Consider the following 21,918-nt stretch of genomic DNA (forward strand, 5'->3'; position numbering starts at 1 on the left):
TTGTTTCCTTAAGTGAATATCGTTAAATGGAATAAAAGAGTTTTAATTGCTTAATCCTGCCAATATTGTTTCGGACGTTACTTTTAAAAGATCAAGGTAACTTGGTACTGGCCCATCCGCTTTGGTGAGGCTATCAACGTATAAAACACCGCCGTATGCTGCTCCCGTTTCTCGTGATATTTGTTTGGCTGGTGATTGTGAAACAGTACTTTCGCAAAAAACTGTAGGGATATTATATTTCTCTACACTATCAATGACCTTTTTCACTTGTTTTGGAGTTCCCTGTGCGCCAGCATTTATTGGCCAAAGATACAATTCGTTCATTTTAAAATCTCTAACCAAATAACTGAATGCACCTTCGCACGAAACTAGCCATCTCCTATCTTTAGGAACCTTCAGTATCGCATTCCTCATTGGTAAAATTGTATCCTTAATCTCGCGTTTATATGCTTCTGCGTTCTTAATATAAGTCGAAGCGTTTTCAGGATCGTGCTCGACAAACGCTTTTCTTATGTTATCTACATAAATTAGTGCACTATCGAGGCTCATCCATGCATGAGGATTTGGTCGCCCAGCATATTCCCCATCTCTAATATCTATTGGGAGTATACCGTCTGTCAGGATGGCGCTTGGGACATCGGAGAGGTTTGAGAAAAACTGGTCAAACCAAAGCTCTAAGTTTAAACCATTCCACAATATTAAATCTGCATCCTGTGCCCTAACGATATCTCTTGGAGTGGGCTCGTATCCATGAATTTCTGCCCCAGCCTTGGTGATTGACTCAACTATAGCAATATTACCAGCTACATTCTGTGCCATGTCAGCGATGACAGTAAAAGTCGTAACAGCTTTGAATTTTTCTGCTGAAAGATGGCTGGTGAGTATAAAAAAGATAAAAAGGGATACGTACGCTACGTTCCGTGAAAAAATTTTATTGATAATGCGCATTACTTTATTTCTTTAGAAAGTTAACCGTTTAATATTAAGAAAGATAAATCGTTTTGTCAATGCAATTGATAATCATTCTCATTTAAAAACAGTTTAATTTTATTTAACTTTAAGATTGGAAATCTGATCCCTCACTGACCAGAATTTTCTTTAACTCTTCTAAATGTTTACTGTCATCGCTTGGATAGTTTTCGAGTTCGGTTGCAGTTTTTTCTGCAATCTCATCTGGTAAAACTCTAAGTTTCATTCCCGTTTGTAGTGCCTTAATGTAGGTTCTAGCAGCACGCTCGAAATAGTACATTCTATTAAAAGTTTCTGCAACATTACTGCCAATTACCAAGATCCCATGGTTACCCATTATCATAACCTTTTTCTTTGCATCTAAAAAAAACGCTGCACACCTCTCGCCTTCCTCTTCGAATGCTAGTCCACCATAGTTATTGTCTACTATTACACGATTAAAGAACATCGCAGAATTTTGGTCTATCGCTGGTAGGTTACTGTCTTCTAGGCTTGCTAAAATGGTTGCGTAATCTGAGTGAACGTGCATTGCACACTTTGCATGAGGACAAAGCCTATGAAGTGTGCCGTGCAAACCCCACGCGGTTGGATCTGGTGCATTTGGCAGCTTCAGTGTGTCGGGGTTTTGCGAATCAAGCTCAAGTAAATCACTAGCTCTTATTCGTGAAAAGTGCACCATGTTGGGGTTTACAAGAAATTTAGTTCCATCGTTGCTTACGGTTAGTGAGAAGTGATTAGCCACAGCTTCATGCATATTTAGTCTTGCTGTCCATCGAAAAGCAGCGGCCAGATCTGTGCGTTCACGCCAAAAATTTACATTTGATTTTACCTGAGCGATTTTCATATTCACTCCTTTTTTAATACTCTAACAGCAACAAAAAAAGAGGCAAGTTATATGAAAATTGATGGCAAATATTAAGTTGTTAAGACATCGAAACACGTGACATTTGACCAAAAAATAGGTATATTAAAACAAATTATAAAAAAGGTCACATTAATGTCCGAAATCGAGCAAAACAACCAACAATATGACGCTGAATCTATTAAGGTTCTTAAGGGCTTAGAAGCAGTACGAAAAAGGCCTGGGATGTATATTGGCGACACCGATGATGGCTCTGGTTTGCATCATATGGTCTATGAAGTAGTTGATAATGGAATAGATGAAGCCCTTGCTAAACACGCAGATTATGTAGAAGTAAAAATTTGTCCAGACAACAGTGTTTTAGTAAGAGATAACGGCAGAGGCATACCTGTAGATATTCACGAAGAAGAAGGGGTGTCTGCGGCAGAAGTAATCATGACGCAGCTACATGCTGGTGGTAAATTTGATAGCAATTCGTACAAAGTTTCAGGTGGTTTGCATGGGGTTGGCGTATCCGTTGTAAACGCATTGTCTGTATGGTTAGAGCTACGAGTGTGGCGCGGTGGCAAAGAACATTTTGCACGGTTTGAGCATGGTGAAACGGTAGAACACCTTAGAGTTTTGGGAGAAGCAGGGGAAGAAAGAGGAACAGAGGTTAGGTTTCTTGCGTCTACTGACACCTTTTCTAACTTGGAATATTCATTCGAAATACTGGAAAAGCGTCTTCGTGAACTTGCCTTCTTAAACTCAGGAGTAAAGATCATATTGATTGATGAGCGTCCTGCAGAAATTCGAAAAACAGAGCTTTATTATGAAGGAGGAGTGAAAGAGTTTGTAAAATACTTAGACCGGTCCAAAGCATCAATTATGCAAGAGCCCATTTTTTTTGTTGGTGAGCGCGATGAGATTGGCGTTGAGGTAGCAATGTGGTGGAATGATAGTTACCATGAGAATGTTTTGCCATTTACTAATAATATACCTCAACGGGATGGCGGAACTCATATGGCTGGTTTTAGAGGGGCATTGACTAGAACAATTAATAATTATGCTCAATCTAGTGGTATAGCAAAAAAGGAGAAGGTGAACTTCACTGGTGATGATGCACGTGAGGGGCTCACATGTGTGCTTTCAGTTAAAGTTCCAGATCCAAAATTCAGTTCACAAACTAAGGATAAGCTTGTTTCATCGGAGGTTCGCCCTGCTGTTGAGGGGCTAATGAATGAAAAGCTTTCTGAGTGGTTTGAAGAAAACCCTAATGAAGCAAAAACTATAGTTAGTAAAATTATCGAAGCGGCTTTAGCGAGAGAAGCTGCCCGCAAAGCACGTGAGCTAACACGTCGCAAAACAGCAATGGATGTCAATTACCTAGCTGGGAAGTTAAAGGACTGCTCTGAAAAAGATCCATCAAAGGCAGAAGTTTTTCTTGTTGAAGGAGACTCTGCGGGAGGCTCTGCTCAAACTGGACGAGATCGACGCACTCAGGCGATTTTACCACTGAAGGGAAAAATTTTAAATGTAGAACGTGCTCGTTTTGATCGAATGCTGGCCAGCCAAGAAATTGGAAATTTGGTAATGGCATTAGGGACTGGTATTGGACGAGATGAATTCAATCTAGAAAAATTGAGATATCATAAAATAATAATAATGACCGATGCAGATGTAGATGGGGCTCATATTAGAACGTTATTACTTACGTTTTTCTATCGTCAAATGCCAGAATTAGTCGAGGGGGGATTTCTGTATATTGCGCAACCTCCTTTGTATAAAGTCGCAAGAGGTAAATCAGAAGTTTACCTTAAAGATCAATCTGCGCTAGAGGATTACCTAATTCAGCAAGGGAGTGAAGGTAGCATTCTGAGATTAGGGGATGGATCAGAAATTTCTTCACAGGATTTAATTCGGGTCGTAGAAGAAGCGCGTCAGCTTAAGAGGGTTCTTGAGGCTTTTCCAACGCATTACCCTAGACATATCTTAGAACAAGCAGCCATTGCTGGGGCTTTTGTGCCTGGAGTAGTTGATTCAGACTTGCAGGGTACAGCTGATAAAGTAGCTGAGCGTTTAAACCTAATAGCGTTGGAGTATGAAAAAGGTTGGAATGGTCGCCCAACACAAGATCACGGTATGAAGCTTACTCGAATTTTGCGAGGTGTGGAAGAAATGCGGACACTTGATGGACCAATGCTAAGATCTGGTGAAGCCAGAAAAACAGGCAGCTTCACAAAAAGTCTGAATGAGGTCTACGGCAAGCCTGCAAGATTACTTAGAAAAGACCGAACACAGATTATTCATGGACCACTAGATTTATTAGACTCTATTTTTGTTGAGGGTGAAAAGGGTTTAAATCTGCAGCGGTACAAAGGTTTAGGAGAGATGAATCCAGACCAACTTTGGGAAACTACGTTAGATCCTGATGCGCGAACACTTTTGCAGGTAAAAATAGATGATGCGGCCGAGGCAGATGATCTTTTTACTCGCTTAATGGGTGAGGTTGTTGAGCCACGGCGGGAGTTTATCCAACAGAATGCACTTACAGTAGAAAACCTTGATTTTTAATAAATAACTTTCTGTGCCGCCACTATAAATGCATTAATATCCTCTTCTGTGGTAGACCACGAGCAAACAAACCTGGCTGTAATAAGTTCGTCTTCGTTTCCATCTAAGCCCCCATTACGGAGGTAATATTTCGCTCCAGCTTTAAAAAACTGTTGGTGTACTTTGCGAGGCATATCAGCAAAAATCATGTTTGCCTCAGGTTGATGGTGTAGCTTTATGTAAGGTATAGACTCAAAAAACGCACTTAATTGTTTTGCCATGGTGTTTGAAGATGTGGCCAACTTTAGCCAAAGGTCATTATCTAAGTAGCCTAGCATTTGTGCTGCGAGATATCTGTTTTTTGAAGAAAGATGTCCCGCGCGTTTTCTGCGTAACTCAAATTCCCTTGCGTACTTAGTGTTAAAGAAAATAACAGCCTCTACTCCGAGTAACCCATTTTTTGTACAACCAAATGTAACGGCATCTACTCCAGCTTTCCAGGTCATTTCTGCAGGAGAACAATTAAGCGCCGAGAGAGCATTTGCGAATCTTGCTCCATCCATGTGCAGTAACGAACTAAACTTAGATTTGATTTTAGAAATTTGACGAATTTCTTCTAAACTGTAGCAACGTCCCTTTTCTGTAATTTGCGTAATTGAAACAGGACCACGTTGTGGCCCGTGTATACCTCTTGTCTCTTCGGACAGCATTGCAGTAAGAAGTTCATCAGGATTAATCTTATCGCTTTGACCAACTAAAGTGAGTTTCGCTCCTCCAGTATAGAATTCTGGTGCATTGCACTCATCTTGATGTAGGTGGGAAATTGGGGAACAAAAAATAGTATCCCATGGTTTTGATAAACAGGCTAGTGCAAGCGAATTTGCTGCTGTTCCAGTAGATACCAGGTATACTATTGCTTTCTTTGTTTCAAAAATATTGTTAATACGATCTGTAAGTTCACGCATATAATCATCTTCACCATAACTATTTTGGTACCCATGATTTACATCGTTTATTTTCTCTAGAATTTGGGTCGGAACAGGGCTTGTATTATCTGAGGCAAAATTCATTTCGGATCCGTAATTATATAGTTTTCCCAATCATCTTCATTTACAGATTTTTCTGAAATAGTAGAACCTCTTACAGAAACTCCTGAGCCATGTGTAGTTTCTTTTTGTCCAGTTAATAAGGGGTGCCATGCTGGCAATGGTTTTTTTTCGTAAAGTAATTTGTAGGCACAGGTCGATGGTAGCCAATAAGCATTTTTTTTGATCGTGCATGGAGTAAGTTTTATACATTCTGGCACGTGTTCAAGACGTTTCTTGTAGTCACTGCATAAGCAAGTTTCATCGTTGAAAAGACGACATGCGATCCGTGTTAAAAAAACCTGTCCGGTTTCCTCATCTTCAATTTTGTTTAGGCAACACTTTCCGCAACCGTCGCAAAGTGCTTCCCACTCTTTAAAATTTAATTTCTCTAAAGGTTTATTTTCCCAAAATTTGTCCGAAAATGTAGAATCGTTGTTTTTTTTATGGGTCATGATGTGGAAAGAGTTTTTTTAGCATTTTCACAATCAGAATCCATTTGCTCAACGAGTGCTTCGACACTATCAAAGCTTAATTCTGGTCTCAAATATTCGACAAGTGCAACTGATATTTGAGCACCATAAATATCGCCAGAAAAGTCAAAAATATAAGTTTCTAGATTTGGACTGTTTTGACCAAACATCGGCCTAACGCCTAGAGATGAAGCTCCCTTATAGCTCCCTTTGTGTGGCCCATCTAATATGTCAATAAGCACAGCATAAACGCCTAGTTTTGGTATATGCAGGTCTCGTAATTCCATATTTGCGGTTGGATAGCCTAAAACACGGCCTCGCTGCTCACCTCCAATTACAGGCCCTTCAATCCTATGCCAATGTCCTAACTGACCGGCCGCTTCCTTTGGCTTTCCTTGTGATAATAAATTTCTGATAGACGTTGACGAAAGCTCACCATGCTCACCTTTAATTAGTTCGAGAGAAGTAACGCCAAAACCCAGATCAGTTCCCAACCTTTTGAGAGTTTTCACATTTCCCTTTCTATCTTTTCCAAAACAGAAATCTTCGCCAACTAAAATATGCTGTAGCTTCAAACCGTTGTGTAATACATTACGAGCAAAATCTTCAGGGTTTAATTTTGATAGCGTAGCGTTAAAATTTAACTCGTATAGTTTGTCTACGCCTAACTTTTCTAGCCTAGTGGCTTTTGCGGAGGAGCTCATTAAGCGAAAAGATGGAGCATCTGGGGCAAAATAACTCCTGGGGTGCGGCTCAAAAGTAATAACCCCACGGGGTGCATTTAATTCTTTTGCGATAGTGTGGACTTTTTTTAAAACTGCTTGGTGTCCTAGGTGTACCCCATCGAAGTTACCAATTGCTGCGACGGCATTAGTGTCACTCTTATCCACATACTCATAATCTCTAATTATTCTCATAGTGAATGAAGTAGCGCCAGTCGAGCTGTGGTGCAAGACAGCTTTTTATTTACTGTACAATTGATTAATCAAACTTACGGCTAGGTGCCAGTACCATGGCCTCACCGACAAGAACATTTTTCCCGTCTACCTCGCATTTGCAGTCAAGCTTTACTCTACGCTTATCAATTTGAATGTCTGTTACTTTCACTTCTGCATAAACCAAATCTCCTGGCCTTACTGGAGCTAAAAATCTTAATGATTGGCTCATATAAATTGCACCATGACCAGGCAGCTGTTCTCCAATGACCGCAGAGATCAAACCTGCTGTCAACATACCGTGAGCAATTCTTCCCTCAAATATTGTATCTTGAGCATAATCATCATCCAAATGCACTGGGTTATGGTCTGTGCTAACCTCTGCAAACATCTCTATATCTCTATCGGTAACGTGCTTTTGCAGATAACGAGTCATTCCCATTTCAATATCTTCAATGCAAATTGTTCCGCGTGGCTGATTATCTAGCATGCTATCCTCATTTCAAGACGAAATAATACTTCCTGATTCGGTAATCTAGTGTAACTTTATTACTTTGCAAGCGCAGAAAATCAAGTTAAAGTTGTCTAACTTTAAATAATTGATAAAAATTTTGGTTATCGTAAATACCCAATACTATAGGTGCACTGCACTTTTTGCTTTGTAATATACTTTTCCAGCGCTTCTGGGTTTGGGCTGTAGGATGTTTGGGTTTCTTTTGCTGCCAAACCACCAGTTACAAACAAACTATCAATTTCTTGAGAGTTGGCGCCCTTTATATCAGTGCCAATTCCGTCTCCTATAGCTAAGATTTTCTTACTATCAATTGGAGTCCCAAGCTCTGCCAATCGCATTCGAGCCAAATCATAAATGGCATTGTGTGGTTTTCCAAAATACAGACTTTCTCCACCCATTTCTGTGTACATTTTTGCCAAAGCTCCAGCACACCATTGTCTAACCTCTCCTCGATCTACAACGATATCAGGATTAGCACATAAAAATTTCATGCTTTTATTTATACCAAATAAAAAATCCTCTTTGTTAACAGAAGGATCCGCAGATCCATCGAAAGGTCCAGTACAAACTATACCTTCCGCATTTTGTATTGATACTTGTTCAATTTTGATAGGCGACTTTATAATAGAGATTGGTTCAAAAAATAACTGATCTCGGGGTTCCCCAATAAAAAAAATCTTTTTTCCTACTACACCGGTAAACATTGCCACTCTGGCACTATCTCCTGATGTAGCAACTGTATCGTAACATATCTTTGGAACATTAAAATGAAGTAATTGTTTTTCCACACCAATTCTCGGCTTTGGGGAATTTGTAACCAGCACAACTTTGCCACCATTTTTTCTATATTCTATAAGTGCTTCTACAGCGGCCGTATACGCTACTATTCCATTATGCACGCAACCCCAAAGATCAACGAATAATGCGTCATAGTGATGTGAAATCTCATCTAGGCTATTTATGATATGGGTCACTTTTATTACCTAGTTGGCCATCTAATAGAAAATTTATACTTTGAGTTGTGGTATTATTTGCTTCTTTCGGCTAAGTATACCTGGCAAAATTGTCGTATCTTCAACGCAGCTAGTTCCGAATGATTTTTCTGCAATCTCTTTAACTAATTTGTTTGGCACAAAAAGGATCGCTTCCTGTTTCAATATATCAATAACGAAGAATAAAATTTGATCCACGCCTTCTTCTGCTTCAATATCTTTCATCGCTTTAAGTAAGGATTTTTTTCTTCCAAGTATTTCTTGGGGCTGCGTAGTTTCCATAACAGATATTCTAAGTTTTTTGCCACCGACATCGTATTTTTTTGAGTCCATCAAAATCAACTCGGGGTCTGTATATTTTGAGACATCTGACTTTGCTTTGAAGAGCTCTGAAGCAAAATTTTGTACATCAATCTTTAAGTCTTCTGCGAGTTTCTGGGCAGTCGATCGATCCAAATCTGTCGTTGTTGGGCTTCTAAATCCAAGAGTATCTGATAAAATACAGCTTAACGCGGCACCCTTAATTCTGCAGGGCATTTCATTTAAATTTTCACCCATTATTTCGATCATCACTGTTGCTGTGCAAGCTAGTGGGCGGATTATCACATCGATAGGGTAGTTTGTTTCTAGGCCACCAACCAACTTATGATGGTCAATAATACTCAGAATATCGCAGTCGTTGATATTATCAGGTAGTTCATCAGGATTGTTGGTATCAACGACTACGACGGAGCTTCCATTATCTAAATTATCTATTATGCGAGGCATATCTATGCCCCAATAATCTAGCATGAAAAGTGCTTCGCTATTCGGTTTTCCGAGAAGAACTGGCTCTGCATCAGTTTTAAGAATATGGTTAAGATACCAAGCCCAAATTATTGGTGCTCCAGTGGAGTCTGTATCGGGCGATTTATGCCCGAAAACCAAAACCGACATAATACTATCCTTCTTAAACTTTATCCTTCATCCATCCTGTAAGCACTTACCATTTTTTTAGGTTCTTAATTTCTAACAAAAACGGGAGCCTCTAAGGTGGATTTTTCAGGCTGATACTTATAACCTCCTAAATCAAATTCCAACAACGAATTTGGATCACTTATTCTGTTTTCCATAATATACCGCGCCATGGCTCCCCTGGCCTTTTTTGCATAGAAACTAATAATTTTTATGCCATTTTCGGTATTTTCATAAAAAGTTGGGGTTATAATTTTTGTATTCAGCATATCTGCTGCCACAGAGCTAAAATATTCTTGGCTTGCACAATTAACTAGAAACTCAGAGTCTGTTTCTTTTGCTGTTTCATTAAGTGCTTCTGATACTCGGGCTTTCCAAAAATCGTGAAGTGATTTTTTATCACCAATATTAAACTTGCTTCCCATTTCAAGTCTATATGGTTCAATTTCGTCAAAAGGACGAAGGACACCATATAATCCAGACAATATACGTAAATGGTCTTGCGCCCAACGTAATCCGTCTGAATTTATAGTTGAAGCATCAAATCCTTGATAAGTGTCACCAGCGAAAGCAAACACAGCAGCTTTTTTATCTTGAGTTCCAAAAGACTTGAAGCGTTGTAAATTTAGGTCAGCCAATTTTTCACTAATTTTCATTACTGAAATAAGACCATCTTTGCCTAAATTCGATGCTATCTTTGCCAAATTGTGTGCTTCATCTGAAAACTTAGGCACTGATGTCACTTCCGTATCAACGGGCGACATATCAAGTTTTTTTGCTGGTGATACGACTACTAACATTTAATCTCCAAAAGCTGTACCAATTATTTAGGACTATTTGATGCTCTCGTCCAGTTTCCTAGTTTAAAAGTACATAATATCTATATGGGATCAGCAAATTAAATCATGCACTATCTGAGTAATAACTCTGGTAAAATGTAATCCCTCAATGATATCAGGATTACAAATGCTACCAATGGTGCTAGGTCGAGTGGTCTAGTGTCCGGCAAAATATTTCTTATGGGAGTGTAGATAGGCTCTAAGAGTTTATTCAACCCTAACCAAATCTGAGTTACGATAGGCTGACGTAGATTTAAGATCTGGAATGAAATAAGCCAGCTAAACACAATGTGTACAATCATTATAAAAAAAGCCACATCCAGTATTAAGCGTAAAGGTCCATAAATTGCCATCATAGTGCTACTCTCTCACTTTCTAAGTATTAGTTAGGTAAGTTTGCGGCAATCGGCAAGTATAAGGTTTTTGTTGGAATTTATTTTTCATCATTTTGCTTTGGTGACGGTTTCTCTGACGCAGAATTTTTTTTCTGAATTTCAACCATTTTTTCGTTAGCTAAGAATGGAAGTAGATCCTCGCTTACAGTGAAATCAGTAGGGTCTTTAGGTGGCACTTTCCATTCTAAAGAGTCCATTGCAGAACAACTTGAGCAGATTGGTTCCCAATCTGCGTGGATACTGTTGCATTTTGCACAAATCCACTGTGGTCCGCGCTTTGCGCTTATTGCTAGGTTCAAAAAGTCACGAATTTTTGCGTCTTCTCCGCCTTTAGCCCGCTCGTTCACTGCCATAAGTGTTAAAACACGAGCGTCGTGGTCTTCTTTTTTAATTTTATTAAGCACCCTTTGCGCCATAGGAAAATTTTCCTGTTTTAAATATAGTTCTGAAAGAGAAATTTTTGATTCTAAATGGTCTGGGTTTAACCTGCAAAGCTTCTGTAACCGTTTTAGTTTATCTTCTTCACTTTCATTTGGGTATATTTCATAAAAAACTGTCTTGAGATCAGGGTGTGGCTGTGACTGCCAGGCTTTGTTAATTATGCGGCTCGCATTACGTTTGTTATCCCGTTGTATATATGCGCGAGCAGCGAGAACCGCAGCAGGTACTAAGTCCGGTGACAATCTATTTGCCTCAATAGCTGCTTCTTGTTTTTCTATTGAAGTATCCTCAGCTAATAGATCCTTAGCCTCGGCAAGCGCCAAAACAGCATCACGACGACGGTGTATGTCTTTGGGAATTGCGCCCTTTTTAAATTTTGTTCCGAGCGTTTTACGCGCTCCTCGCCAATCGCCTGACTCGGCTTGAAGCTGTAATAGAATATCCTGTGTTTCAATATGTGCCGGTCGTATATTAAACGCTTCTTTGGCAAGTTTAATTGCCACTTCTGTTTGTCCTTCTGCTAATTTCTGTTTGAGTATTCCGCGCAGGCCTACAAATCGAGTTTTTGGATTCTGAATCAGGGATTTATACGTCTCATTTGCTTTTTTAAGATCTCCTGAAAGCTCTGCGGCCTGTGCAAGTAGCACATTTGTCAATTCAGGTCTTTTGAGATATTTTTCCGCTTTACTTGCCTTCGCTAAAGCGTTGGTGCCTTCTCCTGAAGCTAATGCTAACAATCCATCAGAAAGAGCGTTAAATCCTTTTCTCTCTCTATTTTTTGAAAAATATCGTGTTATGGCAGTTTCATCACCATTAATAAAGCTCAAAATTGCCAAAAAGAATGATAACAGTTTTAGCATTATTATTGCTAACACTATGACCAAACACAAAAATATGACTGTTTGAATAGGGCTGAGTATAAACTCAGTTGTGCCAATATTAATGAACACTTCACCTAAAACAGTTTGCTCATTATCAAGCAAATAAGTTATTGCAAGCGCAATAATAGCAATTATCACAATAAAAAAAACTATTTTAAAAAGTGATAGTAGCATTCTGAGTGTCCTAATCTGTATGAAAATAGGTCAAGTGATTTATAGCAGTATTGATTTCTAAACGATTTTTTGCATCCATATACCAATCCCGAATTTCATTCTGTAAATGTGAGGGTAATTGGTCTAGCTCGTCTAATGCTTTTTTAATATCACCATTTTTGACAGCATATTCCGCTCTGGAAAGAATGGCGTCACTACTATTACCCAATTGAGGGCTAGTTGATCTCGTTTTCACGAACTTTTTTAGAAACGTCGTAATATCTAAACCGCCTTCTTCTTTTACAGGTTCATTGATTTGTTCACTTTTTAAAAGTCTTCTTGCGTATTGGGGAAAAGTTTGGACCAAATCAAATTGTGTAGCTACACCGGTTTTCGCTAAAGACTTTATAATAGCTGGTGCATTATCGCCACCAGCCTGTTCGTATTCTTTAAGAGCTTTTTGAAATGGCAAACCTGCTAATATTGCCCTTTGCATGGATAGCAATGCTTCATCCAAAGAAACATTAGAACTTTCTTCAATGATCGGCACATCGTTAGGTATATTATTATCAATTTTTGTGCCTAGCGAAGAGATATCCTCTGCAAGTATTTTAGTTCGCTCATCTATGAGAGCCTCAATTTTTTCAATACTAACAGGGCTTTGGGAAAAATCATACTTTTCAATTTCTTGCATTTTTTTTCCTAATTCCTCTAACTCAGTCACAATTGGCACTATATCAACTTCTTCTTGAATATTACCTTCTATCTCAGCGATCATTTTTTTTAGCTCGTTCATTTGGACAGATAGATTATCGTAATTTTTGATAGATTTTTCTTGATCTGCTTTTAATTCGTTCATGATAGGTAATCTCGGAATAAGACTAAAACCTAGTAAAAAGCTTATGATTGCTCCAAGTATCGCACCAAAAAAAACAGGAATAAGTATAGCCTTAATTTTAGTTTTGTCTGGAGTGCTGGTAACTGTTTCAGTTGAAGGTTTTGGTGAGGTTTCTTTTTTATCAGATTTAGATTCTTCCACTTTAGCTTTGGTCTTCTCTTTTGTGGTTTTTTTCTCGTCTGTCATTTTTTACCTAAATAAAAATATTACCTGATAATAAACTAATCTTTTGAAGTAAATTACTCAAGCAACACGTTCTTTAGTATCGTTTTGGTTAGAGATCTCATACCTGCTAAATCTGGTGTTTTTGCTCTGTTTATAGAGCCCAGTTTGATTCCCAAAAATACATTTTCTACTGCCGAACTAATAGCAATTATATGACATTTATCGAATGTTGAAATCTGCTCCTTAAGCAACAGAGCTGTGCGTTCTGAAAAAATTGGTAAAACTATTTTGTTGCCTCTTTTAACAGCATTCAAAGCGGAAATTGATAGCTTAGAAGCTACTTGATCATATCCGACCCACTCATTGCATAAAAACCCTGCTCCCCTCAATTTAGTTACAACGTTACCTTTGGTGTATTTTCCGTGAACATGAAGGATCTCTTCTTTGATTTTTTGATCTTTGCATAGCGTGCTAATCAGTTGTTCAACATTATCACCAAATTTTTCAGCTAAATATCCAAAACTCGATGCAAGGTTTGTTGTTCTATCACCAACACACATTGCTCTTATATTGCTATTAGAGGCTTCTCCTGCGGCTTTTACACCGTTGGACGACGTAAAAATAACAAAATGGCTTTTCTCCAGTTTTTTTGGTCGTTTAAAAAACTTAATTTTGAGCACTGGAGATATTATAATTTGATTTTTTTGAAGTTCTCTTTCAAAAAAAGATGCGAAATCACTGGCTGAATTTACAGGCCTTGTAATAAGTAATTTAGGTTTTAATTCGTTGTATGTCATCTACTGTAATGGTAACTGCCCGGAAACTTTCGTACAATGGGGTTTGAATTGAAGTTATCTGCTCATGTAATTTTAGGTATAGAGAGTAGCTGCGATGATACAGCTGCTGCTATCGTATCATATGAAAAAGGTAATTCAAAAATACTTTCATCAGTAGTGGTCAACCAAAATACGTTGCATGAAAAGTATGGTGGAGTTGTCCCAGAGATTGCAGCAAGGGCGCATGCAGAGAGAGTAGATACAGTTGTAAAGGAGGCCTTGGCGGGAGCTAAGGTAAGCTTATTAGATATCAACTTGATTGGTGTTACTGCTGGACCAGGTTTAATAGGTGGTGTGGTTGCTGGTGTTATGTGTGCCAAAGGGTTGGCCTACGGTGCGAACCTACCTTTGGTCGGTGTTAACCATTTGGCAGGTCACGCATTAACTCCGCGCCTTATTGGAAATTTAGAATATCCATATTTAATTTTACTTGCATCAGGAGGTCATTGCCAATTTTTAATAGTGGTGTCTGCAAATAAATTCTTACGGCTAGGTGGTACTATTGATGACGCTCCGGGGGAGGCTTTTGATAAAACAGCACGGCTGTTGGGTCTGGAACAACCAGGGGGGCCGTCCATCGAAAGGGAAGCTATCAATGGTGATTCTAAACGATTTGATTTCCCGAGGCCACTATTAAACCGCACTGATTGTGATATGTCTTTTTCTGGTTTGAAGACGGCTGTATCTAGGTCCCTGGAGGATTTAGATAAACAGCAAGGTGGGCTGTACGAACGAGATGTTAAAGACTTTTCCGCGGGTTTTCAGGCGGCAATTTCTGATGTGCTTGTAGGAAAATCGAAGCGAGCAATAATTGAGGCGCGAAAGAGATCTTCAGATTTGAAAACCTTTGCAATCGTTGGAGGGGTTGCTGCAAACGAGCAAATTCGTCAAAATTTATCATCTGTTTGTAGCGACTTGGAAGTCAATTTTATCGCACCTCCGCTAGAACTTTGTACCGACAATGCAGCTATGATAGCATACGCTGCAGGGGAACTATATGATCTTGGGCAAGAGGATGACTATTCCTTATCACCAAGGTCTAGATGGCCATTAGATGAAAAAAAACCACCAATGCTAGGAGGTGGAAAGAGGGGAGCTAAAGCATGACTTTTGGAATTATTGGTTCCGGTGCTTTTGGAACCGCTCTATCGATTTCTTTATCATCTACAAAAAAAAAGCTAATACTTTGGACAAGAAATCAGGATGTAGTAAACTCTGTTCAGGAAATAAGGGAAAATCGGTTAAGATTACCTGGCTATATTCTACCTCAGAATATCATAGTGACAAATGATATCAATCAGATGGGAAATTGTTCCATAATTTTAATTGCTGTACCTATGCAACAATTAAGATCTGTAGTGGAGTTACATAGATCAAGTTTGGAGGGGAAGATACTAGTTGCATGCTGCAAAGGCTTTGAAGTGTCTACTGGTCTGGGACCAACTTCAATCCTTGAGATGGCATCAAATAGGACAGCAGTATTAACTGGTCCAAGTTTTGCTGCAGATTTGGCTTCAGGGTTTCCTACTGCGCTCACCGTTGCTTCCAAAGTAGAAGGTTTGGCACAGTATATTCAAAGCGAATTGGGAACAGAAACATTAAGGCTTTATTGGTCTGATGACCCAATTGGAGCTGAATTTGGCGGAGCTTTGAAGAATGTTATCGCTATTGGGTGTGGGGTTACTATCGGTGCTGGCTATGGAAGTAGCTCTCGTGCTGCATTAATGACGCGCGGGTATTCAGAAATCATAAGTATTGCTCCTTATTTTGGTGCAAAACCAGAAACGCTATCAGGCCTGTGCGGCTTAGGAGACTTAAGTTTAACATGCATGTCCTCCGAGTCTAGAAACTACCGATATGGGCTTGCGCTTGGAAAACAGCAGTCGTTTGATAAAAATATTACGGTAGAGGGCACCAGTACTTCTAGTGCTATAATTTTAAAGGCTAAAGAATTTAAACTTGATACGCCAGTAATGGCAGCAATTAATAACCTTGTGGTAGGTAAAGTTTCAGTAAGTGTGGCAATACAGAGCCTTTTATCCAGGCCGCCTAAGAAAGAATAAATTTATTCTTTACTAATATCTGTAATGCTCTGGTTTATATGGTCCCTCTGGAGTAACTCCAATATAATCGGCTTGATCTGCTGCTAACTTAGTTAATTTTACGCCAATGCGATCTAAATGAAGGCGCGCTACTTTTTCATCAAGATGTTTTGGTAAAATAAACACTTCATTTTTGTAGTTTTGTCCATTTGTCCATAATTCAATCTGCGCAAGCACTTGATTAGTGAATGATGCAGACATCACAAATGAAGGATGGCCGGTTGCATTTCCTAGATTTAGAAGGCGACCCTCAGACAGCAGAATTAGCCGATTACCATTTGGCATCTCTATCATGTCGACTTGTTCTTTGATATTTGTCCACTTGTGATTTCGCAGATGTGAAACTTGGATTTCATTATCGAAATGTCCGATGTTTCCGACAATGGCCATATCTTTCATTTCTCTCATGTGTTCTATACGGATGACATCTTTGTTTCCTGTAGTTGTGATGAAAATATCAGCATCCGATACTACATCTTCAAGGACAACCACTTCAAAACCATCCATCGCCGCCTGTAATGCGCAAATTGGATCAACCTCTGTGACTTTAACACGCGCTCCTGCACCTCTAAGTGAGGCAGAAGAACCTTTTCCTACATCGCCGTAGCCACACACTACTGCGGTTTTGCCTGCCATCATTGTGTCTGTGGCTCTGCGAATGCCATCGACGAGAGATTCTTTACATCCGTATTTGTTATCAAACTTGGACTTTGTTACCGAGTCATTTACGTTAATAGCGGGAAAGGGGAGCTGCCCGTTTTTCACAAGGTCATAAAGTCTATGAACTCCCGTTGTAGTTTCCTCTGAGACACCGCGTATAGCATCTCTAGTTTTAGTGAACCAACCGGGGGACTGTTTAATTCTTTTATAAATCTGAGCTTTTACCACTTCTTCTTCTTCCGATCGGGGGACGGAAAGAATTTCTTCACCTGCCTCAGCTCTAGCACCTAAAAGAACATAAAGTGTTGCATCACCTCCATCGTCTAAGATCATATTTGGACCATTTTCAAATTGAAATGATCGGTCTAAGTAATCCCAATGTTCTTCCAAAGACTGGCCTTTGATTGCAAATACAGGAACACCAGCTTTCGCTATCGCTGCCGCTGCGTGATCTTGTGTAGAGAATATATTGCAAGATGCCCATCTTACATCAGCTCCAAGAGCTACTAATGTTTCAATTAAAACGGCCGTCTGTATTGTCATATGTAAAGAACCAACGATCCTAGAACCTTTTAAAGGTTTAGAAGTACCGTATTCCTTCCGGAGTGCCATTAGACCAGGCATTTCTGTCTCTGCTATATCGAGTTCCCGACGTCCAAACTCTGCAAGTGAGATTTCTTTTACTATGTAATCGTTAGCCATATTTCAACTCCGTTTTAACGTCTGCTACCACAACTAAAACAAGGCTGCAATTAATCAATAATTTGTTTAAAGTATTTAAAAATTGTATTTAAAAAGTTCATTTGAAGGCAGTATTATGAAACCAGCGCGCGCATGGCAAAGAATGTTATCTGGACGGAGATTAGATTTACTAGATCCTACGCCATTAGATATTGAGATTCAGGATATAGCCCATGGTTTATCATTTGTTGCTCGTTGGAATGGCCAAACAAGTGGCGACTTCCCCTATTCTGTTGCTGAGCACTCACTGCTGGTCGAAAGAATTTTTAGTGAATTAAACCCTAACAGTAGCCCACAAGCTAGATTAGTAGCTTTGCTTCACGATGCACCGGAATATGTACTTGGAGATCTTATATCACCGGTTAAGGCAGCAGTTGGTTATGGCTACGAAACGTTGGATGAGAAACTCACTGAAGCGATCCATAGAAGGTTTGGCGTGCCCGCAAAAATATCGCTAGATCTAAAGAAAAAAATAAAGAAAGCCGATAAAATTAGTGCTTGGCTAGAGGCAATTGAGATAGCTGGATTTTCAAAGCATGAGGCTGACAAATTTTTTGGAAAATTTGACAAGTCTTATTTAACTAAATTTTCAATTCAGATCCGACCGCCTGCCCTGGTTCGAAGTGACTATATTGAGAAATGCTTTACTCTACTGGATAACAGCAAATGATATTTTCTGTGAGAAAGGCTGAATATGGTGACATTAAAAAGATGTCCAATATTTTAAATGAGATCATCAATGAAGGTGGTCATACACTTCAAAATAGTATCACGACGCCAGTAGATTTTAGGAGGAACTATTTTACAAATCCATTTAGCCTTTGCAATCACGTTGCTACCCAAGGAACAAAAATTATTGGCTTTCAATTTCTTGAATGGTCAGATCCAAATTGGTCTGGAGTAGACAAATTGCCTTCAGATTGGGGATTGATAGCTACTTATGTCTCAAAAAATGTGAGGGGTCTTGGTGTAGGTAAGCAACTTTTTGAAGCTACAAGATTAACTTCCAATGATAAAGGGATGTGCTCTATTAGTGCAACAATGAACTCTACGAACAAAGGTGCGATAGGATACTATGAAAGTTTAGGGTTTTGTGAATATTTTACATTTGAAAATGAATACAAACAGACTTGCATTTCGAAAAGGTTCGATTTTAGAATATGAATATTTATTTTGGACTGCGCTTTGCCAATATACGCTGAAGTGTTCTTCTATGCATATTTAGGCGCCTTGCAGTTTCGCTAACATTGCGATCGCACAGTTCATAAACTCTTTGAATATGTTCCCATCTCACTCGGTCTGCGCTCATAGGATTTTCTGGGGGTGGCGGAAGTTCATCATCCCGAGTTAACAGAGCATTAATTACATCATTTGCATCGGCTGGTTTTGATAAATAATCAGTGGCCCCGATTTTAACGGCAGCGACGGCCGTCGCTATAGCACCGTACCCAGTTAACACCACTATGCGACAGTCTGGTCGTTTTGAGCGTAAAATTTCTACAACGTCCAGTCCGTTTCCGTCCGCTAATCTTAGATCAATGACTGCATAGGCAGGTGTCCTTGCAGTAGCTATTGCGCTACCCGCGGCGATTGAACCAGCCGTTTCTACTGCAAAACCACGCTTTTCCATTGCCTTGGCTAAACGGCGTAGGAATGGTTCGTCGTCATCTAAAATAAGTAGTGAGTTATCTTCACCAATTGATCTTTTTTCAACCTCTTTCACGGGTTGTCTCCTGCCGTTGGTCGTGTGTTTTTTTAAATAACTAATACTTTGTGGTCAAATGTCTTGTAAAATTAACTATTTTCGACAAAACATGCTGTTGTTTCGGCCATAATTTCTGGAGAAGTATCAGCTCTAAAAAACTCTACGAAGCCGTACTTTGGTAAAACCAAATATGTAATCGTTGAGTGGTCAACCAGATAGTATTCATCATTGCTTTCCTGCTTTTTATAGTAGGTTTTATAAGCCTTACTTGCAGCCCTTATTTGCTCTTCGCTCCCAGTATACGCAAGCATCCGTGGATGAATCATTTCTGCAAACTCTGTCAAAACCTGGGGAGTATCCCGGCTTGGGTCAACAGATATAAAAACTGGTGTTGTTTGTATGCCTCGTTCGTCAAGCAAATCTACAGCATCGGCGTTTCTGGAAACATGTAACGGACAAACGTCTGGGCAAAAAGTATAACCGAAGTAAACTAATGAGGGTTGTGAAAAAATTTCAACTTCTGAAACAGCTCTGCCATCGGTAGAAATTAAATCAAGTTTTCCTCCAATACTTCCAGAGCCCCCGGTGACTTTTGAATTTCGGCATTGAGCAAACCTATCATCTTTATTAAATGGCCAGATTGGAGTCGTAGCTAAATATGTCAGACTAATAAGTATGAGTAATGACGCGGCTGATAAGTAAACAATATTTTTCATATTCGTCATTTTCTTGAACTGCCTCGATACCTTGTTATACATGAGCTATAAAGAATATCCTTTTAAATAAAGAGGGTGCGACAATGATACCCGAAAATGCATTAACGGTTTCTAGAGATAATCAACGTAGTCGATGGATAAGACTGCGAACAATGATTTTATTGCGTTGGGTTGCAATACTTGGTCAAAGTGCGGCAGTTCTGGTCGCTGTACAGTTTTACAACTTGCGGTTAGAGCTAGATCTAATCATTTTTGCCATTGGAATATCAGTTGCAGGCAATCTTGTAGCTATGTTTGTTTTTCCAAAAAATGAACGTTTATCTGAAAAGCAAAATATGGCCATGATATTATTTGATCTACTTCAGTTACTTTTACTGCTTTTTTTTACTGGTGGGCTCAACAATCCATTTGCAGTTTTAGTTATTGCTCCTGTCGCCATCTCTGCTACCTCATTGCCTGTAAGATATACGTTTTCGCTTGGCATTATAGCCATTTTTGCAGTCACTTTGCTGGCTAATTACAATTATCCTTTATTAACAGAACAAGGGTTTATTTTAAGAGTACCCAATATTTTTATTTTTGGAAATTGGACTGCTATAGTTATCTCAATGCTATTTTTAAGTTTCTATTCTCGGAAGGTTACGGTTGAAGTTAACGATATGTCAGATGCATTATTTGCTACCCAGATGGCGCTTTCTAGAGAACAAAAGCTCACGGATTTAGGGGGTGTCGTTGCAGCAGCGGCGCATGAACTTGGAACACCACTAGCAACTATTAAACTGGCTAGTAGTGAGTTAATGGACGAATTAAAGGACAAAAAAGAGCTCTGGGAAGATGCCGTTTTAATAAGAGACCAAGCGGATCGTTGCCGTGATATTCTGCAGTCTATGGGTCAAGCTGGTAAAGATGATCAGCATATGCGTAATGCGCCCGTATCTGAAGTTATTCGAGAAGCAGCAGAGCCCCACTCGGATCGCGGGAAAGAGATCATTTTTGAGCTAAATCTAAAATCAAAAGAAGATATATCCCAACCCTTAATCAAACGGCGACCAGAGATAATTCATGGTCTTAGAAATATGATTCAAAATGCGATTGATTTTGCAAATAATAAGGTGTGGATTGTGCTCAGTTGGAGTGAAACAGATATAAAAATCACAATAAATGATGATGGTCCCGGTTTCCCTTTGCAAATGATTTCACGGATAGGGGATCCTTTTGTAAGTTATCGGAAAGCCTCTTCACCTCGCCTCAAACAGATAGATTATCAAGGTATGGGACTCGGCTTGTTCATAGCAAAAACCTTATTGGAGCGAACAAATGCAAAGCTGAGTTTTTCAAATGGTGGCGCTAAAGAAATTGAAAATTCAAAAAATGTTACCCAAATCGGCGCTATCGTTGAAATTGTTTGGCTTAGATCAGATATCGAGGCGCAAAATAATTTTCTGGGTGAAAATGAAAACTTACAGGTGTTTTAGATTATTTAAAAGTTATATTAGCTTTCGTAAGATCTTATATTTATGAAAGAATTCATTTTGCTTAATCAGACTTTTGAAACTCATAGTATCAATGAAAAGGAAATGGCTGAGCTCGCCAGACAAATTGGTCAGATTATACAGTTTGATGACACTCTATTGCTATCGGGAGAAATAGGCGCTGGCAAAAGCTATTTTTGCCGAAAACTCATTCAGTCCCGGCAACTTTATCCTGAAGAAGTGCCATCCCCAACGTTTACCTTGGTTCAGACATATGATACAAATTCAGGTGAAATTTGGCATGTGGACCTATACCGCCTAACAAGCGCCGAAGGTTTGATAGAATTGGGTCTTTCTGAAGCTTTTGAGGAGAAAATCTGCCTGATTGAATGGCCAGCTTTGGCGCTTGAGATAGCGCCAGAAAATGCTCTCAATTTAGAGATTTTGATCACTGGCGAACAGCAGCGAAAGGTCAAGTTCAGCTGGACTTGCTCAAATACGTGGAACAAGCGTATTGAAGCTATTTCGGAAAATTTTATTGCAAAATAAAAATTCTTTTTTGTGTGAAAAGAATAATTTGGTAGCTTGATTAAGGCCA

At 39.3% G+C, this 21,918-nt stretch carries 23 protein-coding genes; 7 read left to right on the forward strand and 16 right to left on the reverse strand.

Annotated features, from left to right (window positions below; genetic code table 11):
* Window positions 1-42 precede the first annotated feature (42 nt).
* The gene (locus tag ACTF5Q_RS08435; RefSeq protein WP_438954264.1) at window positions 43-930 is read right to left on the reverse strand and encodes a metal ABC transporter substrate-binding protein; all 888 of its coding nucleotides are present in this window, start codon (window positions 928-930) and stop codon (window positions 43-45) included.
* 127 nt (window positions 931-1,057) lie between these two features.
* Window positions 1,058-1,813, reverse strand: a complete 756-nt coding sequence (locus tag ACTF5Q_RS08440) for a class II aldolase and adducin N-terminal domain-containing protein (RefSeq protein ID WP_438954181.1) — start codon at window positions 1,811-1,813, stop codon at window positions 1,058-1,060.
* Between the two features lie 153 nt (window positions 1,814-1,966).
* Here ACTF5Q_RS08440 and gyrB point away from each other — a divergent pair, with 153 nt between their 5' ends.
* The gene (gene gyrB / locus ACTF5Q_RS08445; RefSeq protein ID WP_438954182.1) at window positions 1,967-4,384 is read left to right on the forward strand and encodes a DNA topoisomerase (ATP-hydrolyzing) subunit B; all 2,418 of its coding nucleotides are present in this window, start codon (window positions 1,967-1,969) and stop codon (window positions 4,382-4,384) included.
* Here gyrB and ACTF5Q_RS08450 read toward each other — a convergent pair.
* From ACTF5Q_RS08450 to ACTF5Q_RS08500, 11 genes are all read right to left on the reverse strand, one after another.
* The gene (locus tag ACTF5Q_RS08450; RefSeq protein WP_438954183.1) at window positions 4,381-5,433 is read right to left on the reverse strand and encodes a threonine aldolase family protein; all 1,053 of its coding nucleotides are present in this window, start codon (window positions 5,431-5,433) and stop codon (window positions 4,381-4,383) included. The two genes, gyrB and ACTF5Q_RS08450, sit on opposite strands and share 4 nt — an antisense overlap.
* The gene (locus ACTF5Q_RS08455) at window positions 5,430-5,903 is read right to left on the reverse strand and encodes a YcgN family cysteine cluster protein (RefSeq protein ID WP_438954184.1); all 474 of its coding nucleotides are present in this window, start codon (window positions 5,901-5,903) and stop codon (window positions 5,430-5,432) included. Before ACTF5Q_RS08455 ends, ACTF5Q_RS08450 begins: the two co-directional genes overlap by 4 nt.
* Window positions 5,900-6,838, reverse strand: coding sequence for a bifunctional riboflavin kinase/FAD synthetase (locus tag ACTF5Q_RS08460; RefSeq protein ID WP_438954185.1), 939 nt, complete (start codon window positions 6,836-6,838; stop codon window positions 5,900-5,902). Before ACTF5Q_RS08460 ends, ACTF5Q_RS08455 begins: the two co-directional genes overlap by 4 nt.
* Before the next feature lie 64 nt (window positions 6,839-6,902).
* Window positions 6,903-7,346 carry a MaoC family dehydratase gene (locus ACTF5Q_RS08465; protein WP_438954186.1) on the reverse strand — a complete coding sequence of 148 codons (444 nt, stop codon included), beginning with the start codon at window positions 7,344-7,346 and terminating at the stop codon, window positions 6,903-6,905.
* Between the two features lie 125 nt (window positions 7,347-7,471).
* Window positions 7,472-8,344: a TIGR01459 family HAD-type hydrolase gene (locus ACTF5Q_RS08470; RefSeq protein ID WP_438954187.1), complete on the reverse strand. Its 873-nt coding sequence runs from the start codon at window positions 8,342-8,344 to the stop codon at window positions 7,472-7,474.
* 33 nt (window positions 8,345-8,377) lie between these two features.
* Complete coding sequence (locus ACTF5Q_RS08475) at window positions 8,378-9,298, reverse strand: manganese-dependent inorganic pyrophosphatase (protein WP_438954188.1); 921 nt, start codon at window positions 9,296-9,298, stop codon at window positions 8,378-8,380.
* 65 nt (window positions 9,299-9,363) lie between these two features.
* A complete protein-coding gene (gene yaaA, locus ACTF5Q_RS08480; RefSeq protein WP_438954189.1) occupies window positions 9,364-10,116 on the reverse strand; it encodes a peroxide stress protein YaaA in 753 nt (250 codons plus the stop codon).
* 110 nt (window positions 10,117-10,226) lie between these two features.
* The gene (locus tag ACTF5Q_RS08485; RefSeq protein ID WP_153696016.1) at window positions 10,227-10,511 is read right to left on the reverse strand and encodes a YggT family protein; all 285 of its coding nucleotides are present in this window, start codon (window positions 10,509-10,511) and stop codon (window positions 10,227-10,229) included.
* A 77-nt stretch (window positions 10,512-10,588) separates the two neighbouring features.
* The gene (locus tag ACTF5Q_RS08490) at window positions 10,589-12,046 is read right to left on the reverse strand and encodes a heme biosynthesis protein HemY (RefSeq protein WP_438954190.1); all 1,458 of its coding nucleotides are present in this window, start codon (window positions 12,044-12,046) and stop codon (window positions 10,589-10,591) included.
* Window positions 12,047-12,056: 10 nt separating this feature from the next.
* Window positions 12,057-13,109 (reverse strand): COG4223 family protein, encoded by a 1,053-nt coding sequence (locus ACTF5Q_RS08495; protein ID WP_438954191.1) that lies wholly within the window; start codon window positions 13,107-13,109, stop codon window positions 12,057-12,059.
* Between the two features lie 53 nt (window positions 13,110-13,162).
* Window positions 13,163-13,885, reverse strand: coding sequence for a uroporphyrinogen-III synthase (locus ACTF5Q_RS08500; RefSeq protein WP_438954192.1), 723 nt, complete (start codon window positions 13,883-13,885; stop codon window positions 13,163-13,165).
* Between the two features lie 48 nt (window positions 13,886-13,933).
* Between ACTF5Q_RS08500 and tsaD the strand changes: the two genes are divergently transcribed.
* Complete coding sequence (gene tsaD, locus ACTF5Q_RS08505; RefSeq protein WP_438954193.1) at window positions 13,934-15,031, forward strand: tRNA (adenosine(37)-N6)-threonylcarbamoyltransferase complex transferase subunit TsaD; 1,098 nt, start codon at window positions 13,934-13,936, stop codon at window positions 15,029-15,031.
* Window positions 15,028-15,987, forward strand: a complete 960-nt coding sequence (locus ACTF5Q_RS08510; protein WP_438954194.1) for an NAD(P)H-dependent glycerol-3-phosphate dehydrogenase — start codon at window positions 15,028-15,030, stop codon at window positions 15,985-15,987. Before tsaD ends, ACTF5Q_RS08510 begins: the two co-directional genes overlap by 4 nt.
* Before the next feature lie 12 nt (window positions 15,988-15,999).
* On the opposite strand, the gene ahcY is transcribed toward ACTF5Q_RS08510, so the two are convergent.
* Window positions 16,000-17,388 (reverse strand): adenosylhomocysteinase, encoded by a 1,389-nt coding sequence (gene ahcY / locus ACTF5Q_RS08515; protein ID WP_438954195.1) that lies wholly within the window; start codon window positions 17,386-17,388, stop codon window positions 16,000-16,002.
* A gap of 115 nt (window positions 17,389-17,503) precedes the next feature.
* Between ahcY and ACTF5Q_RS08520 the strand changes: the two genes are divergently transcribed.
* The gene (locus ACTF5Q_RS08520; RefSeq protein WP_438954196.1) at window positions 17,504-18,097 is read left to right on the forward strand and encodes a YfbR-like 5'-deoxynucleotidase; all 594 of its coding nucleotides are present in this window, start codon (window positions 17,504-17,506) and stop codon (window positions 18,095-18,097) included.
* Window positions 18,094-18,591, forward strand: coding sequence for a GNAT family N-acetyltransferase (locus ACTF5Q_RS08525; protein ID WP_438954197.1), 498 nt, complete (start codon window positions 18,094-18,096; stop codon window positions 18,589-18,591). The genes ACTF5Q_RS08520 and ACTF5Q_RS08525 overlap by 4 nt, the downstream gene beginning before the upstream one ends.
* 4 nt (window positions 18,592-18,595) lie before the next feature.
* On the opposite strand, the gene ACTF5Q_RS08530 is transcribed toward ACTF5Q_RS08525, so the two are convergent.
* The gene (locus tag ACTF5Q_RS08530) at window positions 18,596-19,150 is read right to left on the reverse strand and encodes an ActR/PrrA/RegA family redox response regulator transcription factor (RefSeq protein WP_153691681.1); all 555 of its coding nucleotides are present in this window, start codon (window positions 19,148-19,150) and stop codon (window positions 18,596-18,598) included.
* A 71-nt stretch (window positions 19,151-19,221) separates the two neighbouring features.
* On the reverse strand, window positions 19,222-19,857 hold the full coding sequence (locus ACTF5Q_RS08535; RefSeq protein ID WP_438954198.1) for an SCO family protein: 636 nt from the start codon (window positions 19,855-19,857) through the stop codon (window positions 19,222-19,224).
* Window positions 19,858-19,931: 74 nt separating this feature from the next.
* On the opposite strand from ACTF5Q_RS08535, the gene regB reads away from it, so the two are divergent.
* On the forward strand, window positions 19,932-21,323 hold the full coding sequence (regB, locus tag ACTF5Q_RS08540; RefSeq protein ID WP_438954199.1) for a sensor histidine kinase RegB: 1,392 nt from the start codon (window positions 19,932-19,934) through the stop codon (window positions 21,321-21,323).
* Between the two features lie 42 nt (window positions 21,324-21,365).
* Window positions 21,366-21,869 (forward strand): tRNA (adenosine(37)-N6)-threonylcarbamoyltransferase complex ATPase subunit type 1 TsaE, encoded by a 504-nt coding sequence (tsaE, locus tag ACTF5Q_RS08545; protein ID WP_438954200.1) that lies wholly within the window; start codon window positions 21,366-21,368, stop codon window positions 21,867-21,869.
* Window positions 21,870-21,918: the final 49 nt, after the last annotated feature.

Source organism: Candidatus Salinivivens marinus (genome assembly GCF_965655845.1).
GTDB classification, from domain to species: Bacteria; Pseudomonadota; Alphaproteobacteria; order Rhodobacterales; family Rhodobacteraceae; genus Salinivivens; species Salinivivens marinus.

Excerpts from the sequence above, each read along its gene's own strand:
- ACTF5Q_RS08440 (WP_438954181.1), bottom strand. The coding sequence starts at position 1,813 with ATGAAAATCGCTCAGGTAAAATCAAATGTAAATTTTTGGCGTGAACGC.
- gyrB (WP_438954182.1), top strand. The coding sequence starts at position 1,967 with ATGTCCGAAATCGAGCAAAACAACCAACAATATGACGCTGAATCTATT.
- ACTF5Q_RS08450 (WP_438954183.1), bottom strand. The coding sequence starts at position 5,433 with ATGAATTTTGCCTCAGATAATACAAGCCCTGTTCCGACCCAAATTCTA.
- ACTF5Q_RS08455 (WP_438954184.1), bottom strand. The coding sequence starts at position 5,903 with ATGACCCATAAAAAAAACAACGATTCTACATTTTCGGACAAATTTTGG.
- ACTF5Q_RS08460 (WP_438954185.1), bottom strand. The coding sequence starts at position 6,838 with ATGAGAATAATTAGAGATTATGAGTATGTGGATAAGAGTGACACTAAT.
- ACTF5Q_RS08465 (WP_438954186.1), bottom strand. The coding sequence starts at position 7,346 with ATGCTAGATAATCAGCCACGCGGAACAATTTGCATTGAAGATATTGAA.
- ACTF5Q_RS08475 (WP_438954188.1), bottom strand. The coding sequence starts at position 9,298 with ATGTCGGTTTTGGTTTTCGGGCATAAATCGCCCGATACAGACTCCACT.
- yaaA (WP_438954189.1), bottom strand. The coding sequence starts at position 10,116 with ATGTTAGTAGTCGTATCACCAGCAAAAAAACTTGATATGTCGCCCGTT.
- ACTF5Q_RS08485 (WP_153696016.1), bottom strand. The coding sequence starts at position 10,511 with ATGATGGCAATTTATGGACCTTTACGCTTAATACTGGATGTGGCTTTT.
- ACTF5Q_RS08490 (WP_438954190.1), bottom strand. The coding sequence starts at position 12,046 with ATGCTACTATCACTTTTTAAAATAGTTTTTTTTATTGTGATAATTGCT.
- ACTF5Q_RS08495 (WP_438954191.1), bottom strand. The coding sequence starts at position 13,109 with ATGACAGACGAGAAAAAAACCACAAAAGAGAAGACCAAAGCTAAAGTG.
- ACTF5Q_RS08500 (WP_438954192.1), bottom strand. The coding sequence starts at position 13,885 with ATGACATACAACGAATTAAAACCTAAATTACTTATTACAAGGCCTGTA.
- ACTF5Q_RS08510 (WP_438954194.1), top strand. The coding sequence starts at position 15,028 with ATGACTTTTGGAATTATTGGTTCCGGTGCTTTTGGAACCGCTCTATCG.
- ahcY (WP_438954195.1), bottom strand. The coding sequence starts at position 17,388 with ATGGCTAACGATTACATAGTAAAAGAAATCTCACTTGCAGAGTTTGGA.
- ACTF5Q_RS08520 (WP_438954196.1), top strand. The coding sequence starts at position 17,504 with ATGAAACCAGCGCGCGCATGGCAAAGAATGTTATCTGGACGGAGATTA.
- ACTF5Q_RS08525 (WP_438954197.1), top strand. The coding sequence starts at position 18,094 with ATGATATTTTCTGTGAGAAAGGCTGAATATGGTGACATTAAAAAGATG.
- ACTF5Q_RS08535 (WP_438954198.1), bottom strand. The coding sequence starts at position 19,857 with ATGACGAATATGAAAAATATTGTTTACTTATCAGCCGCGTCATTACTC.
- regB (WP_438954199.1), top strand. The coding sequence starts at position 19,932 with ATGATACCCGAAAATGCATTAACGGTTTCTAGAGATAATCAACGTAGT.
- tsaE (WP_438954200.1), top strand. The coding sequence starts at position 21,366 with ATGAAAGAATTCATTTTGCTTAATCAGACTTTTGAAACTCATAGTATC.